Raw genomic sequence first — 26,019 nt, 5'->3', positions numbered from 1 at the left:
CGTGTGCCGCCTTCGTGCGGTGCAATGAACAGCCAGTAGCGGCTTAGTAATTATTGTTGATACCGAGGTCGTAAATCGGTGTGGTGGTGCCAGTAAAATTGTTATCCCGAGCATAGTTGCTGTATGCGTCTGACCGAAACATGATGCCAATGTTGCTATTGTGAATCTGGTTACTTAGGATGCCATTGCCTTCGATATATCGCCCACTGTCGGTCCCAAGACCGAGGTTGATCGCGGTATCGAATCCGTCTACCCGATTATTGTAAAAGCGGTTTTTGCCGCTGCGCTGTTCAGCGGGTTCTAAGCATGGGGAAGCTGCATTCGCAAGAATGGAAAGTGCGGAGTGTTGGCCTGTTTGCAGTGTGTTGTTAAACACGTCATTGTAAAACGAACTGTTAATGCGTATCGCGGCACCGTCTCCTTGGTCCAAGATACGATTGCCGCTTATTTTGTTGCGGTTGGCGTGATTCAGGGCAATAGCATTATCCACCGTTTTCCACATCAAATTGTCTGCAATTACATTGTTCTCGGCGCTAGTTCCGCAAATACCAACCCCTACACGAACCTGGTAAAATTCATTATTTTGGATTGTGTTGCGATCTGCGGAGGCAAATGCAGAGTGCGTATAAATTCGCACGCCTGTGCCGTTGAGATTGATAAAATCACTGTTGGTAACGCTGCCATCATCGGTCCCGGCCATAATAAGGCCCTGGTTCATACCGTAAAAACTGACGTTGTCGATACGTAGTTTGTCAGAACGTGCTGTGTTAATGCCGCCCCAAAAGCCTCTAATCCAACCATTCTTAATCGTGACATTATTACGTGCATGAATTAACACACCCATTAGGTCACTAGTACCCGACAAGACATGGCCATTCAAGTCGATGGTGATATTGTTGGCGCCAACTTCCAGTGCGGTGTACCCGCTGGTGCAGTGTAAGTCTGAGTCCAGGGTGACATTGGTGGTGATGTAGTCTCCACAATTTACCAATGGTGCTGCGTTACTCGTCGATGTGACGGCGATGGCCAGTAGCGCCAGGATATAGAAAATATGCTTGGTATTCATGTTTGTGCCTTCATGGTCGGTAGTATCTAGATGGTGCACACGGAGCGATAAACCTCGCACCGGTTCGGGTATGCGTGCTCAGTAGACCGTGATCGAGTACGGTAAGGCAACTGGCCATTTGACCACTTGGAAAACCAGAGCAGAAATTGTTATCCTAAATCTGACTCTATTTACAAGCACAGTAATGCCCATGTCTAAAACCAACAAACAGATTTTATTGGTTGATGATCATGCCCTTTTTGCGGATGGTCTGAAGCTAATATTGGAGAATTTGGATGGCTTGGACAGTGTCACAATCTCAACCGATGCCTTCGCAGTACTCAGTAATCGTGAAACCTTGTCTCAATATGATCTCGTGTTAATTGATCTGCATATGCCGAGGTTCAGTGGTTTTGCATTTCTTACTGCGGTGCAGACGCAATCTATTCCTGTGACGGTCGCTGTTATTTCGGGTACCGAGAAAAAATCGGATATTGAGCGGGCACTAACACTGGGCGCCCAGGGCTTTATCCCTAAAGACAGCCCGAGTGATGAACTGTTGAGCGCGGTTAGCTCAATGTTATCAGGGCAGCGTTATCTGCCCTTGCATTGGGCTGGAGAGATTGATTGGTCGCCGGTCGAACGCGAATCGAAAAGCGCGCAAACCAACTTAACTGAACGCCAGATGCAAGTGCTTGAGCTGATGCGCGATGGTATGCAAAACAAGCAGATAGCGGTGGTGCTGGGTGTCAGTGTGTCTTCGGTGAAGGGTCACATCGAGCTATTATTTAAAAACCTCAACGTCAATAATCGAACTGCTTGCGTACAGGCAGCGCGTGAAGCACACATAATCTAAGGGTGATGTTGCTGAATCAGCTGGATCACTTCAGCTTGTAGAAGTTGAACGTCCACCGGTTTATAAATCACCGATAAACCACTTTGCTGCGCCTCATTTATGTGTTCGGGTGCGGTATCGCCGGTGACGAGTATCGCTGGAATGTCGGTGTTGTATTCTTCGCAAATCACATCGATCACATCAATGCCCCGACTACCTTCGCGTAGTCGCAAGTCAGAAATAATCAGGTCTGGAACCCGTGATTGTTGTGTTAGTGCGGCCATGATTTTGTCCTGTGATTCGCCGACGATGGTGTCGCAGCCCCAACTACTGACCAAATGCTGCATCCCATCCAAAATTGATTGTTCGTCATCAATCACCGCTATGAGCTTACCGTGTAGAGAGTCGCTATTGGGTTCCGCGTGGTCGCCAGGTTCGGTAATAACACCACGTCGCAAACGTAAGGAAACCAGTGTGCCAAATCCGAGTTTAGACTTTAGCTGTATTTCGATCTTGCCGAGATCGCATAAACGTTTGACGATGGCTAAGCCTAAACCAAGGCCTTTTTCGCGATTGCGTTCGGGGTTATTAAGTTGCTCAAACTCATCGAACACGGTTGTGAGCTTTTCCTGTGGAATGCCAATTCCGGTATCTTCTATTTCCAGATAAACCGTGTCGTCATCTTGTCGAGCACGCAAAGTGACGAGCCCTTCATTAGTGTACTTTACCGCGTTGTCGACCAAGTTCCGTACCACGCGATACACCAGAGTCGGATTCGCAAATACGGTGTATTCATCGTCCAGTTCGTTGACTAAGCGTAAATGCGCTGCCTTAGTTTGGTATTCCTCGACGAGTTGCGCGGTTAACGTGGTTAATGATGTGTGTTTAGGCGTACTGTCGACAGCACCGGCGTCGAGTCGAGAGATATCCAACAGGCTGTGCAGCATGCTGTTCAACCCCTTAAGTGACAATCTGATTTTTTCGATTATCTGATTGCCTGCTGCCTTAGTTTGTAATGGTCTCAGCGCGTCCACAAATAGGCTGATCGCGTTGAGCGGTTGCCGTAAGTCATGACTGGCGGCAGCGAGAAAACGATCTTTAGCGGAAACCGCCTGCTCCACAGCCTCTTTTTCTCGTGCGAGATCTTCGACCAACTGAAGATTAGCAAACTGTATTTTGGCGGTCTCCAAGAATAGCGTATTCATATTCTTCGACACATAAATCAGCATGGCCACGTAAAAAATCGCCAGAGCGCCGATCGTGTTGTATACCTGCTCATCCTGAAAAAACATACGTGCCGCAAAAGGCAATGTAATACCGGTTGAGAACGCCACGAAACTGGGTTGGTGCGTGAAGGTGACCGACAAGCCGCCAGACACATAGCCGGTATACAAGGCGATAATAAACGCCAAATACACAATGTTATCTGGACTAAAAAACAGCACGGGAACCAGGCCCCAAACGAACCCTACCGAAAAGGAGCTACATGTAACCGAAAAAAACCAACGACGTGGTGTGTAAAGCGGCTTATCCGGCAGCACCTGGTTGTGTAAAATATACACGATAAGTGATACCGTTGCGGCGCAGGCAAACCAGGCTAATAGCTCGCTGGCCGGAAACATCGACCACAACAATGCAACAGTCAGCGTCGAGTGACCAAGCTCAGATAGTATCGAAACTAGGGCGTGCTCGGCAGTGGATTTGGCGCGTTCTTCGGCGACGTATAGCTTAAATTTTTCCGACATAAAGTGTTATAAGTAAACAACGCATAGCGCTATTTTTAGCGTCTCGGTTCAAGCATAAAGTCGACAGTGTACCTGAGATCAAATGGCGGTAACAAAAAGCCTTTCTAGCATTGCGAAACAGGTGTCAAGCCTTTATACTCCGCGAGCAGTCAAAATGAGCGAATTATGAATAAACCGGCGACCTCACACGGCTCCCCGTTCACGAAACAGGTTGAGTCACGATCTAGGCCGGATTTAATCGCGAAATTGGCGGTTACACAGTTGCTAGTGACGGTTTTTTTGGGGGTCGTCCTGTATTTCAGCACTGACCTGCTGAATGCGATATCCGCTTTTGCGGGGGGAATAATCGCTGCTGCTGCGAATTTGTATATGGCCCTCAGAATGTGGAGTGGCAAGCGCAAGCAGCCCGCCTCCGAGATGCTGGCTCGTTTTTATACCAGTGTCGTATTAAAAGTTATATTCACTTTGAGCATGATGATTATTTCAATCATCGTCATCAAAGTGTCGATTGCGCCGTTTATAATCTCCTACCTGCTGGTAGCAGTGGCGGTCAATCTACTGTTTTTGCTGGTTCCCACAAATGATGTCGTCGTTCGGGAAGACCGCAAAACACACCACGAAAAAATTTAAAATTTTGTTTGAGATATCAATATGGCATCTGGAAACGGCGAACTAACTGGCGCTGGTTATATTAAGCACCACTTAACCAACCTAACTTTTGGTCAGCACCCTGACGGTACTTGGGGCTTTGCGCATTCAGCAGCGGAAGCAAAAGAAATGGGCTTTATGGCGATCCATGTGGACAGCATGTTGTGGTCGATCGCACTGGGCCTGCTTTTCTTGTTGGTCTTTCGTAGCTTTGCTAAGAGCTTCAAAAAGGAAAACCCTGGTAAAGCACAGGTTGCGGTTGAATCCATCTTTCAATTTGCGCAAGACAGTAAGAACAGTTCATTCACACCGCACGCTAAAAACGATTATATCGCGCCAATTGCGTTGACCGTTTTCGTGTGGGTGCTGCTCATGAATATCATGGATATTGTGCCGATTGACTGGTTACCGACGTTGGCAGCCGTGTTCAACGGCGAGTCGTGGTCACAAATTTCTTCGACTGGTGCACATACCTATATGAAGGTGGTGCCTACGACTGACCCCAATATCACACTGGGCATGGCATTGAGTGTGTTTGTCATGATCGTGTACTACAGCATTAAAGTGAAAGGTGCTGGTGGTTTTCTAAAAGAGCTCGCGTTCCAGCCTTTCGGCCCTAAGTTGTTGCCATTCAACCTGTTGCTGGAGACTGTTGCTCTGCTGGCTAAGCCGCTCTCTTTGGGTCTGCGACTGTTCGGAAACCTTTACGCGGCCGAACTTATCTTTATCTTGATTGCCATGACCTTCAGTGCTGGCATCGGGATCGGTTTGTTGGGTGGATTCGCTCAAATGGGCTGGGCCATCTTCCATATTTTAGTAATTCCGCTTCAAGCTTATATTTTCATGATGTTGACCATCGTGTATCTAAGCCAAGCGCATGAGCACCACTAAAACAGTGCTCTAATCAACCGATTTTCAATTTTAATTATTTATTTATTTTAAAAACAGGAGTTCCAAATGGAAACTATCGTAGGTATGACCGTTCTTAGTATTGCAATCATGCTGGGTTTGGCCGCTGTTGGCGCCGCTCTGGGTATTGCTTTGATGGGTGGCCGCTTCTTGGAAGGCGTAGCTCGTCAGCCTGAAATGGCTAATTCACTGCAAACTAAGATGTTCCTTCTTGCTGGTTTGATCGACGCTCTGCCAATTATCGCAGTAGCGATCGCGCTTTACTTCTTGTTTGCTTCAGGTTTGATCGACATCGAAAACGTAAAAACGTTAATGGGTCAGTAAGACTCTCCGGTGTCCCTGAATAAACAACCTAGAGGAATGTATTAATGAACATTAATCTCACCCTAATCGGGCAGTCTATTACGTTCTTCTTGTTTGTGTGGTTCTGCAAAAAATACGTTTGGCCTCCGATGATGGATGCCATGGCAGCGCGTCAGAAAGAAATTGCTGATGGACTTGCCGCAGCAGAACAAGGTCAGAAGGCTCAAGAAGTTGCAGAGAAAGAAGCCGCCGAGTTGGTCGCGCAAGCGAAGAGCCAGGCTGCTGAAATCATTGCAAGTGCTGAAAAACGCGGTAACACCGTGGTCGAAGAAGCTCAAGAAGCCGCAACTAGCGAAAAAGCGCGTATCCTCGATTCAGCGAAATCTGAAGTCGAGCAACAAGCTTTCGCAGCTCGTGAAGAGTTACGCGGCCAGGTTTCTTCAATCGCAGTTGCAGCGGCCTCCAAAATTGTTGAAAAAGAGATCGATGAAAGTGTACATGCCACTTTGATTGAAGATCTGGTTCAGCAACTGAAAGCAAGCTAAGTCAGGGTGATTCTTGAAACTTAGCAGCACAGACAGGTAAGAAGAATGGCAGATAACGCATCCATTGCTCGACCTTATGCCAAAGCGGTGTTTGATCTGGCGCAGGAAACTAACGCATTTGATGCGTGGGGTTCTGCGTTGGAACAACTTGCCCTGATTAGCCAAGATGATAGCTTTCGCACGCTGATTGCTGATCCGCGTGTAGACGATTCACAAGTCATCGAACTTTTGACAGGAATTGCACAAGACAATCTGCCGCAAGGCGGTGCTAACTTTATCCACATGTTGGTACAAAATGATCGTCTATTAGCACTGCCTGATATTCATCAACAGTTTGAGGCACATGTCGCTAAAGCACGTGCCACGGTCAACGCGGATGTCGTTACCGCGAAAGCACTCACTAATGACCAGCGCTCGGCGCTTGCTGCTGCATTACAGGCAAAACTTGGCATGCAAGTTGAGTTAAGTGAAACAGTCGACAGCAGTCTTATTGGTGGCGCCATCATCAAAGCCGGTGACCTGGTGATTGATGGTTCGGCGAAAGGACGAATCGAGAAACTTTCATCAGCGCTAATGCGCTAATGCTGACAACCACGTCGAGCGATCACGTGTTTGCACATAGCCACGCTGCAGAAAGGACATAATTTAAATAGTAACGTTGAGGACTTGAAGTCATGACAACGCAATTGAACCCATCTGAAATCAGTAATCTGATTAAAGATCGGATTAAGAACTTCGAAGCATCCGCGGAGTCTCGCACCGAAGGTACGGTCGTGAGCCTAACGGATGGTATTGCACGAATCCACGGTCTTACCGAAGCCATGCAAGGTGAGATGTTAAGTTTCCCAGGCGATGTCTACGGCCTGGCGCTGAACCTGGAGCAAGATTCAGTTGGTGCGGTAATCTTGGGTGATTACAAACACATCTCTGAAGGCGACACGGTAAAATGTACTGGACGTATTTTGGAAGTGCCGGTTGGTCCAGAACTGTTGGGTCGCGTGGTTGACTCATTGGGTCGCCCCATTGATGGTAAAGGCGCGGTTGAAACCAAAGAATCGTCCGCCATTGAGAAAATCGCACCGGGCGTTATTGAGCGTCAAGGTGTTGATCAGCCGTTGGAAACCGGTTTTAAATCCATCGACGCGATGGTGCCAATTGGTCGTGGTCAGCGTGAGTTGATCATCGGAGACCGTCAAACTGGTAAAACGGCGGTTGCGATTGACGCGATCATCAACCAGAAAGGCAATGATGTTAAGTGTATCTATGTGGCGATCGGCCAGAAAGCATCTTCCGTAGCGGCGGTTGTACGCAAGTTGGAAGAGCACGGCGCAATGGATTACACCATTATTGTGGCGGCAAATGCATCTGACTCAGCGGCATTGCAATACATTGCACCGTACTCTGGTTGCACCATGGGCGAATACTTCCGTGACCGCGGCGAAGACGCGCTGATCGTATATGATGACCTGTCAAAACAAGCGGTAGCATACCGTGAAGTGTCGTTGCTGCTGCGTCGCCCACCAGGCCGTGAAGCGTATCCGGGTGACGTATTCTATTTGCACTCTCGTTTGTTGGAACGCGCCTCGCGTATCAATGCCGATGAAGTAGAGCGTCGTTCAGGTGTGAAAGGCAAAACTGGTTCATTGACCGCTCTGCCAATTATCGAAACGCAAGCTGGTGACGTATCCGCATTCGTACCAACCAACGTAATTTCGATTACTGACGGTCAGATCTTTATGGAAACTGACTTATTCAACTCGGGTATCCGCCCTGCGGTAGACCCAGGTTTGTCAGTATCTCGAGTTGGTGGTGCAGCGCAAACCAACATTATTAAAAAGCTCGGCGGCGGTGTTCGCTTAGCACTGGCTCAGTACCGTGAATTGGCCGCGTTCTCTCAGTTCGCTTCCGACCTCGACGAAGCTACCCGTGCTCAATTGGCACGCGGTGAGCGTGTGACTGAGTTGATGAAGCAAGCACAGTATGCACCCATGTCTACTGCTCAGATTGCAGCGTCATTGTTCGCAGCGAACGAAGGCTACTTCGACGATGTTGAGAAAGAGCGCGTGGTGGCTTGTGAAACAGCCATGCAGGCACACTTGAAAGCGAACTTCTCTGAGTTGATGAACGGTATCAATGCGAATCCTAAACTAACGGACGAAGTGACCGAAGGTTTGCACAAAGCATTGAAAGACTTCAAAGCCAACGGTAGCTTCTAATTCGCGACGTTTGCCGATGGCAAACAGCCGGCAAGCCGGCGCGCGCTGAGGGCTCTTGGTGTAAACCACTCAAGAGCCCGGAAGTTGAAACTAAACTTGATACGAGAAAGATAGATGGCAGTCGGAAAAGAAATTCGCGATCAGATCTCCAGCGTTAAAAGTACGCAGAAAATCACCAAGGCTATGGAAATGGTTGCGGCGAGTAAAATGCGTAAAGCGCAGGACCGTATGCTGGCAGCCCGACCCTACGCACAGAAGATTCGTTCCGTGGTGGCACACATCGCGAAAGCAAATCTTGAGTACAAGCACCCATTTACGATTGAGCGCGACGTAAAACGCGTTGGCTACATCGTAGTGTCTTCGGATCGGGGGCTGTGCGGTGGTTTGAACATGAATGTGTTTCGTAAAACTGTAGGTGAAATGGCAGACTGGCACGAAAAAGGTGTGCAGATTGACATCGCGACAATCGGTTCAAAGGCCCTAGCCTACTTTCGTCGTGCTGGCGGCAATGTGGTCTCCGAGGCGTCACACTACGGTGACCAACCTGCTTTGAACGACTTGCTTGGTGCGATCACGACCATGCTGAGTGCGTACGAAGATGGGCGTATTGATCGTTTGTATGTCGTCTCGAACGAGTTCGTGAACACCATGACGCAGTCACCTGAGAGCGTGCAATTATTGCCAGTCAAGGCGGATGCCGACGCAGCAGCGGATGTGCCGGCATTGTTCGACTACATTTACGAACCTGAAGCCAAGCCGATTCTAGACACTGTATTGAAGCGTTACATTGAATCGCAGATCTATCAAGCTGTGGTTGAGAACATCGCGTGTGAGCAATCGGCTCGAATGGTCGCAATGAAAGCAGCGAGTGATAACGCCGGCGATCTTATTGGTGAATTGGAACTGGTGTACAACAAAGCGCGTCAAGCAGCTATTACGCAAGAGATCTCCGAAATCGTGAGTGGCGCAGCGGCTGTTTAAGTGGTTCGTTAGAAAGAATTTAAATTTAAGGTATAGAGGAAACTAAAATGAGTTCCGGAAATATTGTAGAAATCATTGGCGCAGTCGTCGACGTAGAATTTGCGTCCGACAAAGTGCCAAATGTCTATGACGCGTTAACCGTCGACGCAGCTGGATTGACGCTTGAAGTACAGGCACAGTTGGGTGATGGCATCGTGCGTACTATCGCCATGGGTGCAACTGATGGTTTGAAGCGCGGACTGTCTGTGAAAAATACGGGTGCCCCAATTTCAGTCCCAGTTGGTCCTGGAACACTGGGTCGAATTATGGACGTTTTGGGCAACCCTGTGGATAACGCCGGCGAAGTTCAATCTGAGCGCCGTGATCCAATTCACCGTGATCCACCTGCGTACGCTGATCAAGCTGCGGATGTCTCTATCCTTGAAACGGGTATTAAAGTAATCGACTTGATCATGCCAATCGCCAAAGGTGGTAAGGTTGGTTTGTTCGGTGGTGCTGGTGTTGGTAAGACCGTTACCCTCATGGAATTGATTAACAACATCGCGGTAGCACAGGAAGGTCTGTCTGTATTCGCTGGTGTTGGTGAGCGAACTCGTGAAGGCAACGACTTCTACTATGAAATGAAAGAAGCCGGCGTACTGGACAAAGTTGCGATGGTATACGGTCAGATGAATGAGCCTCCGGGTAACCGTCTGCGTGTTGCACTGTCTGGTTTGACCATGGCGGAATACTTCCGTGACGAAGGCCGTGACGTTCTGATGTTTATTGACAACATCTACCGTTACACCCTGGCGGGAACCGAAGTATCGGCCCTACTGGGTCGTATGCCTTCAGCGGTAGGTTACCAACCAACACTGGCTGGTGAGATGGGTGCGTTGCAAGAGCGTATTACCTCTACTAAGTCTGGTTCGATCACCTCGTTCCAAGCGGTATACGTGCCGGCGGATGACTTGACGGATCCATCGCCAGCAACCACGTTTGCGCACTTGGACGCAACACTGGTACTGTCACGTCAAATCGCGGAACTGGGTATCTACCCAGCGGTAGATCCACTGGATTCTTCATCTCGTCAGCTTGATCCGCTGGTTATCGGTGATGATCATTACCAAGTAGCACGTGGCGTACAAAACACGCTGCAACGCTACAAAGAACTGCGTGACATTATTGCGATTCTGGGCATGGACGAGTTGTCTGAAGAAGACAAGCAAATCGTTGCCCGTGCTCGTAAGATTCAACGTTACTTGTCACAACCATTCTTCGTAGCAGAAGTATTTACTGGTTCACCTGGTAAATACGTGTCGCTGAAAGAAACAATCGCTGGCTTTAAGGCGATTCTGAGTGGCGAGATGGATCAATACCCAGAGCAAGCTTTCTACATGGTTGGCGGTATTGAAGAAGTCATCGAGAAAGCCAAGGGCATGAGCTAAGGTTTAAGTCGTTGAAGTGAGGTTTGAAGCAACCGTTCGCAAACCACAGCATACTGTGTATCGAGAACGAGCCGCTTCAGCCTCCTTCTGATGACGATGACGTTGTCAGCCTAGTTGGAAAACCCAATCGAGAGCTAAGATATGAGTACTATGCAAGTTGAAGTGGTCAGCGCCGAAAACGAGATATTCTCGGGCGAAGCCACCATGTTGATCGCCACGGCCGCTGCCGGTGAGTTGGGTATTTATCCACAACACACACCACTATTGACCAACCTCAAGCCTGGCGATGTGCGTGTTCAAACCGCGGATGGTGAAGAGCAAGTGATCTACGTTTCCGGTGGAATTTTGGAGGTCACGCCGAGAAAAGTCACGGTTTTATCCGATACGGCTATTCGTGCCGACGATTTGGATGAAGCAGCCGCACTGGAAGCACAGCGTAAGGCAGAACAAGCGTTGAAAGACAGTAAAGCCGACATTGATTACGCACGCGCAAAGGCTGAAATGGCTCAAGCTGCCGCACAGCTCCAAGCACTAAAGAAGCGGTTTAAACGGCGTACATAAGGTTTTTAAGCACTTTAAAAAAGGCCCGTTATTCAACAGAATGACGGGCTTTTTTGTGCTTGAAACAAAAATGGCAAGTTCATGGTATTTAATGAAACTTGAGTGAATTTCCCTTACCGCGCCCTTATCTGATATAAAGTAGCAACCACACATTTAGAGGACAATTGATATGGGAACCGGCACTATTCTTCTTCTGATATTCGTAGGCTTTATTTTCTACGGTATTAGTCTATACAACCGTTTGGTTGCAGCGCGTAACGGGTACAAGAATGCATTTGCGCAAATTGACGTGCAACTGACTCGTCGGCACGACTTGATTCCGAATTTGGTGGAAACTGCAAAGGGGTATATGTCTCATGAAAAGGAAACATTAGAGGCTGTGATTCAGGCGCGTAACGCGGCGGTGTCTGGGTTAAGTGCGGCCAAAGCCGATCCGACTGACCCGAATGCAATGAAACAACTGGGTCAGGCCGAACAAGGTTTAACGGGTGCACTAGGTCGATTATTTGCATTGTCAGAGTCTTATCCAGACCTCAAGGCTAATGAGAACATGATGCAGTTGTCGGAAGAGCTGACAACCACCGAAAATAAAGTTTCATTTGCACGTCAGGCGTACAACGATTCCGTGATGATGTACAACAATTTGCGTGAACAATTCCCGAGCAATTTTATTGCTGGCTGGTTCACATTCAAACCAGCGGAATTGTTGGAGCTGGAGGACGAAAAAATGCGCGAGGTCCCCAAGGTTACTTTCTAAACCGTATTGCTCTCACGTGCCGTTTACGGGAGGTAAGCGGCACCCTTCCCTACAGCTTATCCGGAGACAATAGCAGGACATGAACTTCTTTGAACACCAGGCGAAGGCACGTTCGCAATCCCGTTGGATTATCTTTGCTTTTATTGCCGTAACGCTGCTAATCGTTTTGGCAGTGGATTTGATCGTACTGGTATTTCTCGCCGCACACGGCCCAGTAATGGATGGCGCGAACTACGTGTCTCAAGGTGCGTTGTCTGGGATTGCAAATCGGGATCTTTGGGCGAATAACACCGGCTTACTACTAACCAGTAGCGGTATCACCGCTTCAATCATTGGTTTGTCGAGCCTAGGCAAGATAGCCGCGCTTCGAAGCGGCGGCGGAAAAGTCGCACGAGATATGGGGGCCACTATTGTGACCCCGGATACGCGTGATCCATTACGGCGTCGTTTGTACAATGTGGTCGAAGAAATTTCATTAGCGTCGGGCGCGCCTGTGCCAGAAGTTTATGTCATGGAAAATGAACCTGGTATCAATGCCTTTGCCGCGGGATACACACCAGCCGATGCGGCGATTGCCGTAACTCAAGGTACCTTGGAAAAACTCAGTCGCGCGGAGTTGCAAGGTGTGGTGGCACACGAATTCAGTCATATTTTCAACGGCGATATGCGCATCAATATCCGCATGATGGGCGTGATCTTCGGCATTATGGTGATCGCTATTTTGGGCCGAAAATTCCTGCATGCTACTAGTTACCGACGTTCTTCACGAGACAATAATGCTGGTGCAATTGTGGCGGTTGGCATTGGTCTGATGGCCATCGGTTACATCGGTCTGTTTTTTGCTCGTTGGATGAAGTCTGCGTTGTCAAGGCAGCGAGAGTATTTGGCGGATGCGTCGGCGGTGCAATTCACGCGGGACCCGTCAGGCATCGCAGGCGCGTTGAAAAAAATTGCTGCCTACGACCACTCTTCATACCTGAAAGGTGATGCTGAAGAAGTAAGCCACATGTTGTTTGGTAGCGGGTATCGACAATTAATGTTCGCGACCCATCCACCATTGGAAAAACGTATCGAGCGCATCGAAAAGCGCTTTGATCCCGGCGAAATCCAAGATTTAGCCGCCAAGCTTCGCAAGCAAGAGCACCGAGAGCATGCCGAAGCGATCATCGCGCAAGAAGAACAGGCTAGCAAAGCTGAGCGTAAGAAGTCCGGGGGGTTGTTTGATTTTGAGAATATGATCAGCAATATCGGGAATCCGGATATGGAGCGAATCGCGGCTGCAGCGATGATCACTGCGTCGTTGTCGGAAGGTATATCCAGCGCCGCACGCAGTTTGGAGTGGGCACCTGAAGTGCTTTTTTACTGCTTACTGGATAATGATCCTGAGCTACGCGAGCAGCAATTGTTGGTGGTTGTGAAACAGATGGGCGATATTTCGGAACAAAAACTGCGTCACCTGTTAACCGCACACGGTACAGTCCAAGCTGACCAGCGACTGCCGTTGCTGGAGATTTGTTTTCCTAACCTCAAGCGTCGCCCGATGAGTGACATCGAAAATATTTTGGAAACGATCGATCTGTTGGCCGCTGCCGATAAACGCATTGACTCTTTCGAATACCTGCTTTCTCGTCTTGTTAAACAGTACATGTTTGAAGCTCACTCGCCCAACCGCACCAAATTGCATGGATCAGGTAAATTAAAAGACTCAGTCGATGAGCTCACCAAAGTAGTAAGTGTGGTGGCAGCGCACGGTCAAAACAGTAAAACAGCAGCTGGCCTGCAGGCGGCACAAAAAGCGTTTCGGGCGGGTATGGGCGTGGTTGATATTAACCATACAAATCTTAGTTTTACTGACGATTGGCAGCACGATTTAGACAAGGCCATAGACAAGCTTGATGAACTGAGTGCCAGTGAAAAATCGAAGGTCATTGCAGCCTTGGCTCGAACTGTACTGGACGATCGAAAAATCGTGACCGAGGAACATGAGATGTTACGGGTTATCTGCTCCTTAATTCATGTTCCGCTGCCCATTTTGAACGAAGCGGAATCCAAGGGATAGCCAACGTCAGTAACCACTCATCTCTAGATCATTCCTAGGCTTATGGACCCTCTCTACCAAACGTTGGCGCGTCACACGCGCTGGCGGCAAGATACAGCGATCACGCAACCGAGTGCACCAGCAGCGCTTAAATCACTGCTGGTAGACAGGGGGTCGTTGACCGCAGCGTTGGTGGCAATCAGTTCTGGTACATTTGAGGTCCATGTATTGCGTCAATTTTTGGCGACGCCTTACGTTCACGAACAGATAAAAATGCGGCGACCGTTAGCGTTAATTGCTGGTGTGCGCGAAGTCGAGTTACATATATTTGGTGAACCGGTGGTATTTGCGCGCAGCATCATGCCCTTGGCCGTGGCTAAAAATGGTCAAGGTGGTCTAGGCAAGCTTGGTCAAACACCACTTGGCCACTTATTGTTTAAAAATGGGCGTATTCGAGTGTCGAAACGTCAGTTTGCTGAAATTGATATCGCCAACCACCAGTATCATGCACGGCGAACGCCTTACGATTATCAGCAAACTCAGATCTTGGTTAGTGAGTTTTTCCTACCAAAAATCCTTAGTTACCTTTAGCAACAACGGCACCTGAAGGTGCCGTTGCTGCATCAGATGCTAGTGGGATCGCTTTGGTTAATGACTTAACAAAGGCGCAATCACCAAGCTTACAATCGCCATTACATTAATCAAAATGTTCATGGATGGACCGCTTGTGTCTTTAAAGGGGTCACCAACCGTGTCGCCGACAACTACGGCGGCATGCGTATCGGAGCCCTTACCTCCGTGGTTACCACGTTCTACGTATTTTTTCGCGTTATCCCAAGCGCCACCTGCATTTGCCATCGTAATAGCCAAAAGAACACAGCCAAGCAAGGCGCCACCTAACATGCCGCCGAGTGCCTCCGCACCGATCCCAAACCCAACCACGACCGGCGCTGCCACCGCCAACACACCTGGTAAGATCATACGTTTCAACGCAGCGGTGGTTGCAATATCGACACAGGTCGCTGTATCGGGTGGGCTAGTGCCCTCGAGCAAGCCAGGGATCTCTTTAAATTGACGCCGTACCTCTTTAATCATATCGAAGGCGGCATCGCCAACGGCGGTCATTGTGAGGCTACTAACCCAGAATGGAAAAATACCGCCAATAAACATACCGACCAGAACTTCGGGGTTGTTGATTTGCAGACTAAATTCGGCAACCCGCAACGACACCGTTTCGATATACGCAGAGATGATTGCCAGCGCAGCTAAGGCTGCTGCACCTATTGCAAAGCCTTTACCGATTGCCGCTGTGGTATTGCCGACTTCATCCAGCGAGTCGGTGATCTTGCGTGTATCAGCACCTAAACCGGCCATTTCGGCAATACCGCCCGCGTTATCCGCAACCGGGCCATACGCATCGATGGCCATGGTAATGCCAACAGTTGCCAACATACCAACGGCGGCAATGGCCACGCCGTACAAACCGGCAAAATGACTTGAAAAGTAGATGATTCCGCATAAGGTTAGGATTGGCACAATCACAGATTGCATCCCGATCGCTAGACCAGAAATAATCACCGTCGCTGGGCCGGTCTCGCCCGACGCCGCGATTGTGCGAATTGGTTTGCCCGCCGTGTAATACTCAGTGACCAAACCAATAATGATGCCACCGACTGAACCAATCACAACGGAGTACCAAACGCTGTTAGCAATGCCAAATTTATTGATCAAAAAGTACGACGCGGCAATAAACAATACCGAGGAACCAATGGTGCCTGCACGCAAGGCTTTCTCTGCCGCGCTGTTACTCATTAACGCAACTAATAGAATGCCTAGCACGGAACAAATCAAACCGACGGACGACAACGCCAAGGGCAGGCCCATCAGCGCTTCTTGCTTACCACCGAGGCTGACAATGACACCAGCACTAAGCGTCGACGCAATAGCAATGGTAGCGATCATCGATCCGCAATAGGACTCAAAGATATCGGAACCCATGCCTGCAACGTCACCAACATTATCCCCAACATTGTCGGCGATGACAGCTGGGTTTCGTGGATCATCTTCAGGTATGCCCGCTTCTACTTTACCAACCAAGTCCGCACCAACGTCGGCGCTCTTAGTAAAAATACCGCCGCCAACACGAGAGAACAGCGCTACGACAGAAGCGCCCATACCAAAGCCGTGAATCGTATGCGCACTCTCGGCATTGGCTCCGTAAACGTAATACAAAATACCAAGACCAAATAAGCCCATAGACGCAACAGTTAAACCCATAACCGAGCCACCATTAAATGCCGTCACCAACGCAGCCGAGGCGCCTTTTTCATGCGCGGCCGTGGTCGTGCGTGTGTTGGCTTTGGTGGCGGTGAACATGCCAATATACCCAGCAAAAGCAGAACAAAATGCCCCGAGTAGGAATGCATACATGGTGTGTAAGCCGAGATCAGAAACAGCGATAAGCACGGCGAGAACGGCAACAAAGGCGAAAAGAATCGTATATTCACGGCGCATAAATGCCATCGCGCCAATATGAATTTGTTCGCCAATGCTGGCGACCTTTCCTTCTAACACTTTTTGTTTTGAGATCATCATGTAGATGATGAAAGCAAACAGTAAACCAATAATGCCGAATAAGGCAGGTACAGCTTGTACAGACATAGAGTGTCCTCCGGTTGTTTCCCGTAAGCGGCAACACTCTAACCAAGACAATCGGTACGGCGTCTGCAACCCTGAGTAACTCCCTGCCGTAACTCCAGCAGCCAGGCCTCAAGTGTTGCAAATTAGATTGATCAATAAACTAACAAACTTCTGCTTGGCTTGGCCTCGAATCCACTTCTTGGGAGTGACTTTTAGTGTGAGGAACCGACTGAAAGGAGACGACGACACCGCCTTTGGCATAACGTAGGTAAAACCGAATGCGTTGAAAATCGCTCAAATCCCTGGTTCCCTTGTTTTGGTTTATATTTTGACTGCTTTTTGAACAAGTGCGGCTGTTTAAAACCGTCAAATCAGTATAATACAGCCAATTTTTCAAGACCAACTTTTCGGAGCAATCAAGATGTCTCTCAATAATGTAGGCCCAGGCAAGTCTCTACCGGATGATGTAAATGTGATCGTGGAAATTCCACGTTACGGTGATCCAATCAAATACGAAGTGGACAAAGAAACCGGCGCCATGTTTGTTGACCGTTTCATGTCAACCGCGATGCACTACCCTTGCAACTACGGCTACATTCCACAAACACTGTCTGACGATGGTGATCCAGCAGACGTGCTGGTTTTAGCGCCCTTCCCTTTGGTAACCGGTTCCGTGGTCCGCTGCCGCCCAATCGGCATGCTCGAGATGGACGACGAAGCTGGTGGCGACGCCAAGATCTTGGCTGTGCCGATCGAAAAGCTGACTAAGTTCTATAACAAAGTTTCAACCTACCGCGACGTTCAGCAAGAGATGCTGGATAAAATCGCACACTTCTTCGAGCACTACAAAGACCTCGAGCAAGGCAAATGGGTAAAAGTTAAAGGTTGGGTCGGTAAAGAAGAAGCGCGCAAAGAGATTTTGGCGGCCGCAGAGCGCTACCAAGCCACCCTAAAATAATGCAGCCCCTACCGATTGAACCACTGTAAAGTAGTGGAACACATCGGCAGCCTGAGAAAAAAAGCGGTAGCGTCGGTTACCGCTTTTTTTATGCGTGACTAATTAACCAATTTTGCATTACCTAAACCGGGCTTACGTACATCATCAACTGAATAGTCTGAATTGATTTGAAGCTCGGTCAATTCCCAGGCATGCGCATCAATCGCAATCGGTGCGTTTACGCGTTCAAAAAATTTTGCTGGAAAGGTGTATTCCCCTTTAACTAGGTAATCAAGGTACTCCACCTCAACATGCGCTGCTTTGGTTGAGTCGTGACCGGTCAAGGTGATTTGAATCATACGCGTCAACTTGGTTTTAGAATCAATCCACAATACGACTTGGTCTTGTTGACCATAGCCAAACCCAGGTGCGAGATTCAAATGAATCCGATGATGCAACTCACCGTTCAGTGGCGCATCGGCAAGTCGTTCAAACTGAGCCTGCCATGGTTCAAGAGCCAACGGGCCAAGCAAAAATAAATGAAACGCATCTGCCGTGAGCGCGGTGCTGCTTAATACTGCCGAGTCCGTCGACTCAACCCCGTTATAGTGCACTGTAATCGTGTCCGGGCTACGATACACCGACTTGTTCCCAGCCGGGCCAGTATAGTGCGCGGCATACACACGCTCCTTAGGGAACAAGCGCTCCTGCGACTCAACTCGATACGCATAGTCAGTCACCAAGGGTTGTATGCGCCGAATCAACTGCTTCCATTTGCCAGTTATCCCAACGCTCACATTATCTAATTCACTGAGGTGTTCACCACCATGCGCATCAAACGTTTGACCAAACAGCATGGCGCCAGAGAGTGATGAATCGGTGCTAGGTGGCGCATTCTGAGGCGTAGGGAACGTGGTCGCGCACGCGGACAACGCGAGCACAAATACACCAACAACCAGTGTTTTAATAAATCGAAGCGGAGCAAACATAGTGCGTGTCGGTTGGATTATTAGGCCCAACAATCTAACAGGTGCTTACTTTGCCGCATTCACTCCTTGTTTACGTTTGAGAATCCAGCTTCACATCTAGAGTAGTGACCAGCTGGCTGTGAGAAATAGCAAAGTGAAACCTGTTGCGAATTTCTAGTATCTGAAAACTACAGCAGTCTCAGCCAGCCTGCTCTTGAACGAAGGTAATTACCGTGTATTCAGCAGGACGTTCTATAGCCACTTTTACATCAACGGCCAAATAGTTATTCGGCTCCGCTCCGCTTGCCGTGGACAAGCTAGGGCCAACCCAAACATTGAAGGCAACGTCGGCAGTTGCGCCCTGTAAACCACCGTTCAACCATATCTCTGTCAAAAAGCTAACGATCGTGCTTTTGACAGAGGCCCAAGTGTCCACGTTATTAGGCATTAAAGCATCGCTTTCAAGAACGATTTTAATCGATTTTTCGATATAGGCCAGTAGTCGTTCCGATTCAACATCTTTCCAATTTGTGGTTTCTTCCATACAGTGACCTCCTAATACAACGTTGGGCCTATTAAACCACATGTTTCGACCAGGCCCCCAACATACTAAACACCAATGTTAAACGCGGCATATTCTATGTATTCTTAAAACAGATCAATATTCTAAATATACTGTAATTATAAGCAGTATATCTGGTTGATTTAGCCAGAACTGGTCACTTTACGCTCCAGCTCGCGCACACTTTGTCACTTTTGAAATTAAACATAATTAGCAAAATCACAGACTTATGCTTATCGTTGAGAATGTTATTGCGCACTGCTAGGATTGATATTGCGCACGCACACTTTGACACCAAGGATAAACGAGGGAATGAGGAAAAGTAGAGTTAAAACAGAGGGTTACAAAAGTTTTTCGAAATATCAATTTGGGCGAAATCGAGCGCGCTCAATAATAAGCTGTTAGCTGCCAAAACCACATCGGAGTATTTTGAGATAAAATGGAATTACCAATATCAGATTTAATAATTGTTGCAGTATCTAAGCTCGTTGATGACGCACAAGTTGAATCTAGAGAGCCGACACATTACGATCTTGAAGTTCAAATTAAAAAAGCGGGCTTAACTAAAGCTGATCCAAAATTTCAGGGTCAATCTGTCGGAAAAGCCAAAAGAGTTCGAGCTACTCTGAATTGGGCGCTTGAAAATGAACCATCATTAGGCGGCCAACTTATAGGGCTTCTTCTTTCTCAGGTTAGAGCCGTGGGTGGTTTTAGAGATTCATCGCCAAACTTTGTAGGTAAAGAGCAAATCCTTAATGCTATTAGTGCATTTGATTCGGAGAGCTTTTCCCTATCAGAAAACGGAGATATTCGCCCAAAGGTTTTAGATACCCTCAGAGGCAAGCACCTAACTGAAGCGCTGCAAGCATACGCACAAAGAGCCAAGCGAGGCTCAGAGGATGCCGCGTTATTGTCAGGTACTGGAAAGGATCTTTTGGAGGCAACAGCAAAGCATATTATTCAAACAAGGTTTGGTAACCATCCCGCGAATGCCAATTTTCCTACTTTGTTTGGTCAAGCCTATGCTGCTCTAAATATGGCCACTCCAGAAACACCTATTGCCCCTAATGAACCAGCAATAAAAAACTACGAAAGAGCGCTTTTTCAAATGGCCACTAGTATAAATAGAGTCCGTAATAGAGAAGGTACAGGTCACGGAAAGTTATGCATTTCAGCCTTGAGTACTGAAGAGTCTCATAGCATTATTGAGTCCGTTGGCATTGTCGCGAATTTTTTACTTAACCGGTTAAATGATAGCAGCTAACAAAACAATCAATTTGACCCCAATACGCTGCGCTCCTTGCGCCAAATTATTGCGGCGTTATAAGGAGGAGTAATGATCGCCGAGTTCGCTCAAGTTGTCGGGTTACTGTCGGCATTCGCCTCTGGTCGAAAGGCGAATGAAATTGCAGATGTTGGTGAATTTTTGAACTGGCTAACGGAACATAATCATATCGAGTTGTGTGAAAAAATCAGACGAAATCAAGAAACAACATTGAGTATAAAAATCATACTCAATAAAGGGCTTGAAAGCGTTAACGAAAAACTAGACAAAATTTCGGATCAACTCGCAATTCTATCTATACATTCTTCAGGGTTAGATGATTTAGCTTTAAGTTATTCCAGAGATTCGATGTCCCAACAGGCTATAGAATTGCTGGTGCTTATGGATCAAAATGAAACCGAATATTTCCTTCTTTCTAACGAAGTCGGTACAAATGATCAAAACTTAATATTATGTCCGGGTCCAAATTATACGTGTAAAGAAACTCGATTTTTTAAAGATGATCTAGCACTCTTACTAGAGCTAGGACTTCTCCTTAAAGATTATAATTCAAGCGGTGATCCAATGTATTATTTTACTCGTTCAGCTGCAACGCTGGTTGGTAGTATTGAAAAACCCTTATAACAAGTTCGCCAAGTTCACTTCGTTCGTTTCACTCACTGCGCGGGTCGTCGCTCCGCGCCGCCCCTTGCAATGGCGTTATGTTTACCTGAGCTAGTATGGAAATTTTACTTTTAATCCTAATACTGTTTGGCGGGCTAGATTTATTGACTGGCTTTTTGTCGCACAGCATTGGCAAGTACCTGTATGTCGATGTCCTAAAACAGAAGGTACAAGTTCCGCCACACAAAGGTGAAATCTTTCTTTTAAGGCTTATCGGCTTTTTAATATTGTTGGCAATTGTAGTTCTTGCTATTCGGTTGGTGTAATGGCATATGAAACATAACAAGAACAAACACACAGCGCTTACAGCGCTCGGACGCGCGCTACGCCCGCGCCCGTGTTACTGGCGTTATATGCCAACCGGGCTTCAGTGGAATATTTAATTTAGGAATTATATGTCAGCAAATATAGCAAGTAGACTTGAAACTGGGACACCATTTCTAAAGGATCTGATTGCAGATATTAATTCTGGTCAGATTAAGGTTCCTCAATTTCAGCGGCAGTTCGTCTGGAAAGAAGAACAAGCTCTGAAACTTCTTGATTCCATAGCGAGCAATTATCCTGTTGGAAGTTTGTTGCTTTGGCGAACAAAAAACTCATTGGCAGTTGAAAGAAATATAGGAGCATTTAAGCTTCCAGAAACTGATGATATGTCTCCCACGGACTATGTGCTGGATGGCCAGCAACGACTAACGGTAATTTACTCAGCTTTAGGTGCGTTAGAGGGGCAGGATGGATTTGATGCAGTTTATGATCTTGTTGATGAATGCTTTACGGAAGCCCCTGAAGAATTTAGCCAGACACAGTTTCCACTAAGAATAATTTACAACACCACTAAATTGCTTAACTTTAGATCAGGTCTGGTGAGTTATCCGAATGCTGATGAGCTCCAACGGAAATTAGATGGTCTAATAGACGTAATTACAAACTACCGAATACCAGTTGTTACACTTAAAGACTTAACTGTTGAAGAAGTGTGTCCAATATTCGAGAGGATCAACAGTTCAGGAACTAGGCTTTCAACATATGACTTAATGGTTGCTGCAACTTGGACTGAAAATTTTGACCTAAATGATGAAGCACAAAAGATAGCGATTTCTTTGAAGCCAAAAGGTTTCGATGATATTGATGGTAATACAGTTCTGAAGTGTCTATCTGCAATAAAGCACAAAGGAATAAAGAAAGAACAGGTATTGTCTCTTCGAAATCTGTCGAAAGAAGAAATGGATGCCCTGGTTGAAATTGCCAAATCCGCACTATTAAAGACTGTGGACCTTCTCAAAACAGAGTTTAAAATTTACAGCTGGGACTTTCTTCCTTATGAAGCAATCGCAATTGTACTGTCATATATTTATTCAAAAAGAAAGACATTAAGCCTAGAAGATATAAGGCGTGTTAGAGAATGGTTTTGGCTTAGTGCATTTTCTGAGCGATACAGGGGCGCGTCAGAATCTTTTGTTTCTCAAGATCTGGAGGCAATAGACTCATTTGTAGTAAATGGAGAAGACCCCAAAAAATCGTTTGGAAACATCCCTACCTCAGAAGCATTCAAAAGGCTGGCATTTAGAAGTAATAACTCTAGATCTAGGGCTCTAATAATATTACTTGCCTTAAGAGGGCCACGAAATATTACTAATGGAGCTCAAATTGATCCAGAGGTGGCGCTATCAAACTACAATAGCAAACAATTCCACCATATTTACCCCAAGGCTCATTTAAAACGGATTAAGGCGCCTGGAGAGCATAATAGTCTTGCAAATTTTTGTATGTTGGCAGCTTCAGAAAACAATGCGATAAGTGATGATCATCCGAATGATTATTTGCCGAGACTAATTTCTGAGTTGGGTGTCGAGGCAAAAAATGTATTTAGCTCGAACTATCTGCCTGATCCTGCTTCAGTAGATTACTCAACCCTTGAATATTCAGAGTTTCTAGATGAAAGAGCTAAATTGATGCTCCAAGATATTAGTAAACTTGCAAAAGGCGAGAGCATATAACAAGTAATGGCAGCGGACGCATAAATGCGCCGCTGCTTTAAGCGTTACTGAGATTTCATTTGCCAGGTCAAGTTTTATACATATAATGTATGTATGATTGATTTTGAATGGGATGACTCAAAAGCGACTTCAAATCTTGAGAAGCATAAGGTTTCGTTTGATGAAGCTCGCTCGGTTTTCTTCGATGAATATGCCCAGCAATTTTTTGATGCTCAGAATTCTGATGAAGAAGACAGATTCCTAATGCTCGGGAAAAGTTCAAAATCTAGAATACTTATCGTGGTTCATTGCGAACGAGATGATGGCTCAACTATCAGGATAATTTCGGCTCGTAAGGCTACAGCTAAGGAAAGAAAATTTTACTTAGGTCCTAAATTATGAAGAAAGAATACGATCTCTCAAAAATGAAGGTAAGGAAAAACCCTTATATTTCAAAGCTGAAGCGTCAAGTCACAATCAGAATGTCTGATGATGTTATCTCCTATTTCAAAGACATGTCTGAAGACACTGGTATTGCATACCAGAGTCTTATCAATTTGTACTTAAAGGATTGTGTTGAGAATGATCGGCGTCCTGACCTATCTTGGAAGTAGTACTCAGTAACAAGTTCAAATATGTTTGTGTGCCTATGGCACGCATGAACGCCGCTGGAAAGCGGCGCCAATATTAAAGGCGTTAGGTTTCGGACCTACCCATGAAAAATGAAAGTAATTTGGACATCCACTCCACCATACTTTCAGACACCGAAATACAGGTCAATAACAAGAAATAGCCGAATGCCCTTCCATCGTTAACGCTCTATGAGAACCTTGGAGAAGTAATGAAAGTTCGATATTGCTCAAGGCTGTTGATCGTCAATGAAAAAGATGAGCTTTTACTTTTTCAGTATCAGGATGAGCATAGGCCAGAACCGTTCTGGGCTACTGCGGGTGGTGAGCTAAAGAAGGGGGAATCAGTGCTGGACGCCGCTTCAAGAGAATTATATGAAGAAACGGGTTTGCGAAACTGTATTGGACCGTTATTGCTTGAGCGAGAAGCAGTCTTCGCAGTGGCCAGGTCAGTACCCGCGCTATGGAGAGAGAAGTATTACTTGGTAAATTGTTCCTCGCAAGAAGAGGTCTTCGCGGCAGAATGGACAGATGAAGAGAAATGTACGATTCAAAATTGGAAGTGGTGGACCCATTCTGAAATGAGATATGTGGATTCAGTTTTATTTAAGCCCGATTGTATCCCTGACTTATTGGAATCTATTCTGAGAAATAAGAAAAGTGCATAGTAAGGCGGTCAAGCTCATTTCCACGATGGAGTTTTAATTTTGTATTGCTTAGTAAATAACAACCATATTCGTTTCGACAATTTGCCGCGTCGTTAGTCACATATGACCTATATCAAGATATTTTTAAATATTAGTATAGGAGTGATTATTGCGGTATCGGGAGCCGTGGCGTTGTTTTCGATGCTAGCGATATTTAAGAATTTACCGTCAAGCACGAGCGAATTTTTAGTGAGTTCTTCAGCCTTTGCCGGTTCGTTAGTGTTGGCGTATTTTCTAAACAAGCCAAAGGAAGGCCCAGTTATAAAAGCTTTTTACAACACTAAATGGTGGTTAGGTTTATCTGTTTCTTTTGCACTTTTGGTTGGGTTTGCCTGTTTTCTGTTTGTGTCAAACCAAGAAGTCTTAAGCTTACCCATTCTGCCGGCAAAGGGCAGTGGATATACGACGCTTGGCGAATTAATAATTATGCTTATATCGTTCGCCTGCTTAGTTTTCCTCGGCAGAGCAGTTTGGCGATGCCCGAAATGCCAAGAGAGATTGCCGTTTCTGACAGAGGGTAAAACCTCTAAAGTTGGTTTGGGGATCAAAGTGTGCCCTAGTTGTAAAGTCAAAGTGGCAGATGCCTAATGTGGCTCAAGTTTCATTCCATCAGCAAGTTGAATCCGGAAAATGCTGCTCCACTCGCTACCAGGTTTACCTAAATCTTTTGGGTAGATTAAACACAGAGCAAATTTCGAGGTTTGAATCTCAGGAAGATATCGATGCAGTACGTTCATCGCAGGAATCCGATATTCAGCTAATAGATGATTGGCTGTTGTCATTTTCAACTGATCGTTTTCAGAAGGTGGCTATGATCGTGGCTGACGCACTTATGAAATCGGATGAGCAGCGCTTGTTAACCAACATACCTGATATCTTTTTTGGTATGCGAGTAGAGGCATTAGTTGAAAATCGTCTACTTCAAGGTGAAGGCGATTTATGCGATATGCGCTTAGGTGAGGTGCGTCTTGCCGAGTAAAACTTCCAAGTCATATGAAGAGCTACTCTAGGTGGAAAAGTTAAGTGGGCGTCCGACAACAATCAATTTTGAACGACCTAGGTTCAAAACGCTGGGATGGATGAGGTCACTACCTTCTGATAAACAAGTAAATGAAGATGTCTACTTTTGTCACGGAACTCCAAACAATGATTTAGTTTATTTGTTGGAAGATGTCAGTAGAGGTTATGCGTTGCTTCGTTCAGATAGTGAAATCATAGATTTACTTGCAGGTCAAAAATCAAAGCTAATATGCTGTGGTCATACTCATATTCCCAGGGCTGTAAGTTTGAGTAGTGGCCAGCTCATAGTGAATCCTGGAAGTGTTGGCTTGCAAGCATATACAGATGAAGACCCCGTGGTTCACTCTATGGAAAACTATAATTATCATGCGTCATATTCGATTGTTGAAAAAATACGCTCTGAATGGGTAGTTCAAAATATCAAAGTTCCTTATGATTATCAGAGCGCTGTAACTGAAAGTAAAAAAAGAAACCGCAACGATTGGGTTCATTTTTTGTCAACGGGAAGACGGATATAGCCAGTCATTCAAAAGGACAAAAAGCAGTTGGCTTTTGCTTCTTCGTCGCTAATTTTAGCCAATAATTTTTTGCCTCTTAATGAAGCATTATGAACCAATGAGGA

28 protein-coding genes are annotated in these 26,019 nt (G+C 46.6%); 23 read left to right on the top strand and 5 right to left on the bottom strand.

The annotated features are described in order from the left end of the window. Window positions 1–43: 43 nt before the first annotated feature. The gene (locus IE055_RS12620) at window positions 44–1,066 is read right to left on the bottom strand and encodes a right-handed parallel beta-helix repeat-containing protein (RefSeq protein WP_189401724.1); all 1,023 of its coding nucleotides are present in this window, start codon (window positions 1,064–1,066) and stop codon (window positions 44–46) included. 190 nt (window positions 1,067–1,256) lie between these two features. Between IE055_RS12620 and IE055_RS12615 the strand changes: the two genes are divergently transcribed. Continuing rightward, window positions 1,257–1,901 carry a response regulator transcription factor gene (locus IE055_RS12615; protein ID WP_189401722.1) on the top strand — a complete coding sequence of 215 codons (645 nt, stop codon included), beginning with the start codon at window positions 1,257–1,259 and terminating at the stop codon, window positions 1,899–1,901. Here IE055_RS12615 and IE055_RS12610 read toward each other — a convergent pair. After that, on the bottom strand, window positions 1,898–3,625 hold the full coding sequence (locus tag IE055_RS12610) for an ATP-binding response regulator (protein WP_189401720.1): 1,728 nt from the start codon (window positions 3,623–3,625) through the stop codon (window positions 1,898–1,900). The two genes, IE055_RS12615 and IE055_RS12610, sit on opposite strands and share 4 nt — an antisense overlap. A gap of 246 nt (window positions 3,626–3,871) precedes the next feature. On the opposite strand from IE055_RS12610, the gene IE055_RS12605 reads away from it, so the two are divergent. The 12 genes from IE055_RS12605 to IE055_RS12550 all read left to right on the top strand — a co-directional run bounded on the left by IE055_RS12605 (window position 3,872) and on the right by IE055_RS12550 (window position 14,601). Further along, window positions 3,872–4,255 carry an ATP synthase subunit I gene (locus IE055_RS12605; protein ID WP_189401718.1) on the top strand — a complete coding sequence of 128 codons (384 nt, stop codon included), beginning with the start codon at window positions 3,872–3,874 and terminating at the stop codon, window positions 4,253–4,255. Between the two features lie 21 nt (window positions 4,256–4,276). Then, on the top strand, window positions 4,277–5,164 hold the full coding sequence (gene atpB, locus IE055_RS12600) for a F0F1 ATP synthase subunit A (protein WP_189401717.1): 888 nt from the start codon (window positions 4,277–4,279) through the stop codon (window positions 5,162–5,164). A gap of 66 nt (window positions 5,165–5,230) precedes the next feature. Beyond that, window positions 5,231–5,506, top strand: a complete 276-nt coding sequence (gene atpE / locus IE055_RS12595) for a F0F1 ATP synthase subunit C (protein WP_189401715.1) — start codon at window positions 5,231–5,233, stop codon at window positions 5,504–5,506. 44 nt (window positions 5,507–5,550) lie between these two features. Beyond that, window positions 5,551–6,030, top strand: coding sequence for a F0F1 ATP synthase subunit B (locus IE055_RS12590; RefSeq protein ID WP_189401713.1), 480 nt, complete (start codon window positions 5,551–5,553; stop codon window positions 6,028–6,030). 45 nt (window positions 6,031–6,075) lie between these two features. Continuing rightward, on the top strand, window positions 6,076–6,612 hold the full coding sequence (locus IE055_RS12585; RefSeq protein WP_189401712.1) for a F0F1 ATP synthase subunit delta: 537 nt from the start codon (window positions 6,076–6,078) through the stop codon (window positions 6,610–6,612). A 92-nt stretch (window positions 6,613–6,704) separates the two neighbouring features. Further along, complete coding sequence (gene atpA, locus IE055_RS12580) at window positions 6,705–8,246, top strand: F0F1 ATP synthase subunit alpha (protein WP_189401710.1); 1,542 nt, start codon at window positions 6,705–6,707, stop codon at window positions 8,244–8,246. 114 nt (window positions 8,247–8,360) lie between these two features. Beyond that, window positions 8,361–9,227 carry a F0F1 ATP synthase subunit gamma gene (gene atpG / locus IE055_RS12575; RefSeq protein ID WP_189401708.1) on the top strand — a complete coding sequence of 289 codons (867 nt, stop codon included), beginning with the start codon at window positions 8,361–8,363 and terminating at the stop codon, window positions 9,225–9,227. Window positions 9,228–9,274: 47 nt separating this feature from the next. Further along, complete coding sequence (gene atpD, locus IE055_RS12570; RefSeq protein ID WP_189401706.1) at window positions 9,275–10,654, top strand: F0F1 ATP synthase subunit beta; 1,380 nt, start codon at window positions 9,275–9,277, stop codon at window positions 10,652–10,654. Between the two features lie 141 nt (window positions 10,655–10,795). Beyond that, complete coding sequence (locus IE055_RS12565; RefSeq protein WP_189401704.1) at window positions 10,796–11,215, top strand: F0F1 ATP synthase subunit epsilon; 420 nt, start codon at window positions 10,796–10,798, stop codon at window positions 11,213–11,215. Window positions 11,216–11,384: 169 nt separating this feature from the next. Then, window positions 11,385–11,972, top strand: a complete 588-nt coding sequence (locus tag IE055_RS12560; protein WP_189401701.1) for a LemA family protein — start codon at window positions 11,385–11,387, stop codon at window positions 11,970–11,972. Between the two features lie 79 nt (window positions 11,973–12,051). Then, the gene (locus IE055_RS12555) at window positions 12,052–14,031 is read left to right on the top strand and encodes a M48 family metallopeptidase (RefSeq protein ID WP_189401698.1); all 1,980 of its coding nucleotides are present in this window, start codon (window positions 12,052–12,054) and stop codon (window positions 14,029–14,031) included. 42 nt (window positions 14,032–14,073) lie between these two features. Continuing rightward, window positions 14,074–14,601 (top strand): chorismate--pyruvate lyase family protein, encoded by a 528-nt coding sequence (locus IE055_RS12550; protein ID WP_189401695.1) that lies wholly within the window; start codon window positions 14,074–14,076, stop codon window positions 14,599–14,601. A 57-nt stretch (window positions 14,602–14,658) separates the two neighbouring features. Here IE055_RS12550 and IE055_RS12545 read toward each other — a convergent pair whose 3' ends face one another. Continuing rightward, complete coding sequence (locus IE055_RS12545) at window positions 14,659–16,671, bottom strand: sodium-translocating pyrophosphatase (RefSeq protein WP_189401692.1); 2,013 nt, start codon at window positions 16,669–16,671, stop codon at window positions 14,659–14,661. 400 nt (window positions 16,672–17,071) lie between these two features. Between IE055_RS12545 and ppa the strand changes: the two genes are divergently transcribed. Then, window positions 17,072–17,608, top strand: coding sequence for an inorganic diphosphatase (gene ppa, locus IE055_RS12540; protein WP_189401689.1), 537 nt, complete (start codon window positions 17,072–17,074; stop codon window positions 17,606–17,608). 98 nt (window positions 17,609–17,706) lie between these two features. Here the strand turns inward: ppa and IE055_RS12535 are convergent, their stop codons facing one another. Together IE055_RS12535 and IE055_RS12530 are read right to left on the bottom strand one after the other, a co-directional pair. Continuing rightward, window positions 17,707–18,576: a hypothetical protein gene (locus IE055_RS12535; RefSeq protein WP_189401686.1), complete on the bottom strand. Its 870-nt coding sequence runs from the start codon at window positions 18,574–18,576 to the stop codon at window positions 17,707–17,709. 178 nt (window positions 18,577–18,754) lie between these two features. Next, window positions 18,755–19,099 carry a phage tail sheath C-terminal domain-containing protein gene (locus tag IE055_RS12530; RefSeq protein WP_189401683.1) on the bottom strand — a complete coding sequence of 115 codons (345 nt, stop codon included), beginning with the start codon at window positions 19,097–19,099 and terminating at the stop codon, window positions 18,755–18,757. Between the two features lie 457 nt (window positions 19,100–19,556). Between IE055_RS12530 and IE055_RS12525 the strand changes: the two genes are divergently transcribed. From IE055_RS12525 to IE055_RS12485, 9 genes are all read left to right on the top strand, one after another. After that, entirely contained in the window at window positions 19,557–20,381 is an 825-nt protein-coding gene (locus tag IE055_RS12525; RefSeq protein ID WP_189401680.1) for an abortive infection family protein, read from the top strand. A gap of 72 nt (window positions 20,382–20,453) precedes the next feature. Then, on the top strand, window positions 20,454–21,026 hold the full coding sequence (locus IE055_RS12520; protein ID WP_189401677.1) for a hypothetical protein: 573 nt from the start codon (window positions 20,454–20,456) through the stop codon (window positions 21,024–21,026). A gap of 434 nt (window positions 21,027–21,460) precedes the next feature. Then, a complete protein-coding gene (locus IE055_RS12515) occupies window positions 21,461–23,062 on the top strand; it encodes a DUF262 domain-containing protein (RefSeq protein WP_189401674.1) in 1,602 nt (533 codons plus the stop codon). 93 nt (window positions 23,063–23,155) lie between these two features. Next, entirely contained in the window at window positions 23,156–23,443 is a 288-nt protein-coding gene (locus tag IE055_RS12510) for a BrnT family toxin (protein ID WP_189401671.1), read from the top strand. Beyond that, complete coding sequence (locus tag IE055_RS18105; RefSeq protein ID WP_189401668.1) at window positions 23,440–23,655, top strand: BrnA antitoxin family protein; 216 nt, start codon at window positions 23,440–23,442, stop codon at window positions 23,653–23,655. The genes IE055_RS12510 and IE055_RS18105 overlap by 4 nt, the downstream gene beginning before the upstream one ends. Before the next feature lie 227 nt (window positions 23,656–23,882). Further along, window positions 23,883–24,338, top strand: coding sequence for an NUDIX hydrolase (locus IE055_RS12500; protein ID WP_189401665.1), 456 nt, complete (start codon window positions 23,883–23,885; stop codon window positions 24,336–24,338). Between the two features lie 102 nt (window positions 24,339–24,440). After that, a complete protein-coding gene (locus IE055_RS12495; protein ID WP_189401663.1) occupies window positions 24,441–24,965 on the top strand; it encodes a hypothetical protein in 525 nt (174 codons plus the stop codon). Between the two features lie 79 nt (window positions 24,966–25,044). After that, complete coding sequence (locus IE055_RS12490; protein ID WP_189401660.1) at window positions 25,045–25,356, top strand: DUF3658 domain-containing protein; 312 nt, start codon at window positions 25,045–25,047, stop codon at window positions 25,354–25,356. Window positions 25,357–25,387: 31 nt separating this feature from the next. Next, window positions 25,388–25,915 (top strand): metallophosphoesterase family protein, encoded by a 528-nt coding sequence (locus tag IE055_RS12485; RefSeq protein WP_229794278.1) that lies wholly within the window; start codon window positions 25,388–25,390, stop codon window positions 25,913–25,915. Window positions 25,916–26,019: the final 104 nt, after the last annotated feature.

The sequence above is a fragment of the Arenicella chitinivorans genome (assembly GCF_014651515.1).
Lineage (GTDB): Bacteria > Pseudomonadota > Gammaproteobacteria > Arenicellales > Arenicellaceae > Arenicella > Arenicella chitinivorans.
Note: the sequence above shows the minus strand (reverse complement) of the source record. Positions and strands in the feature narration are given on the sequence as shown.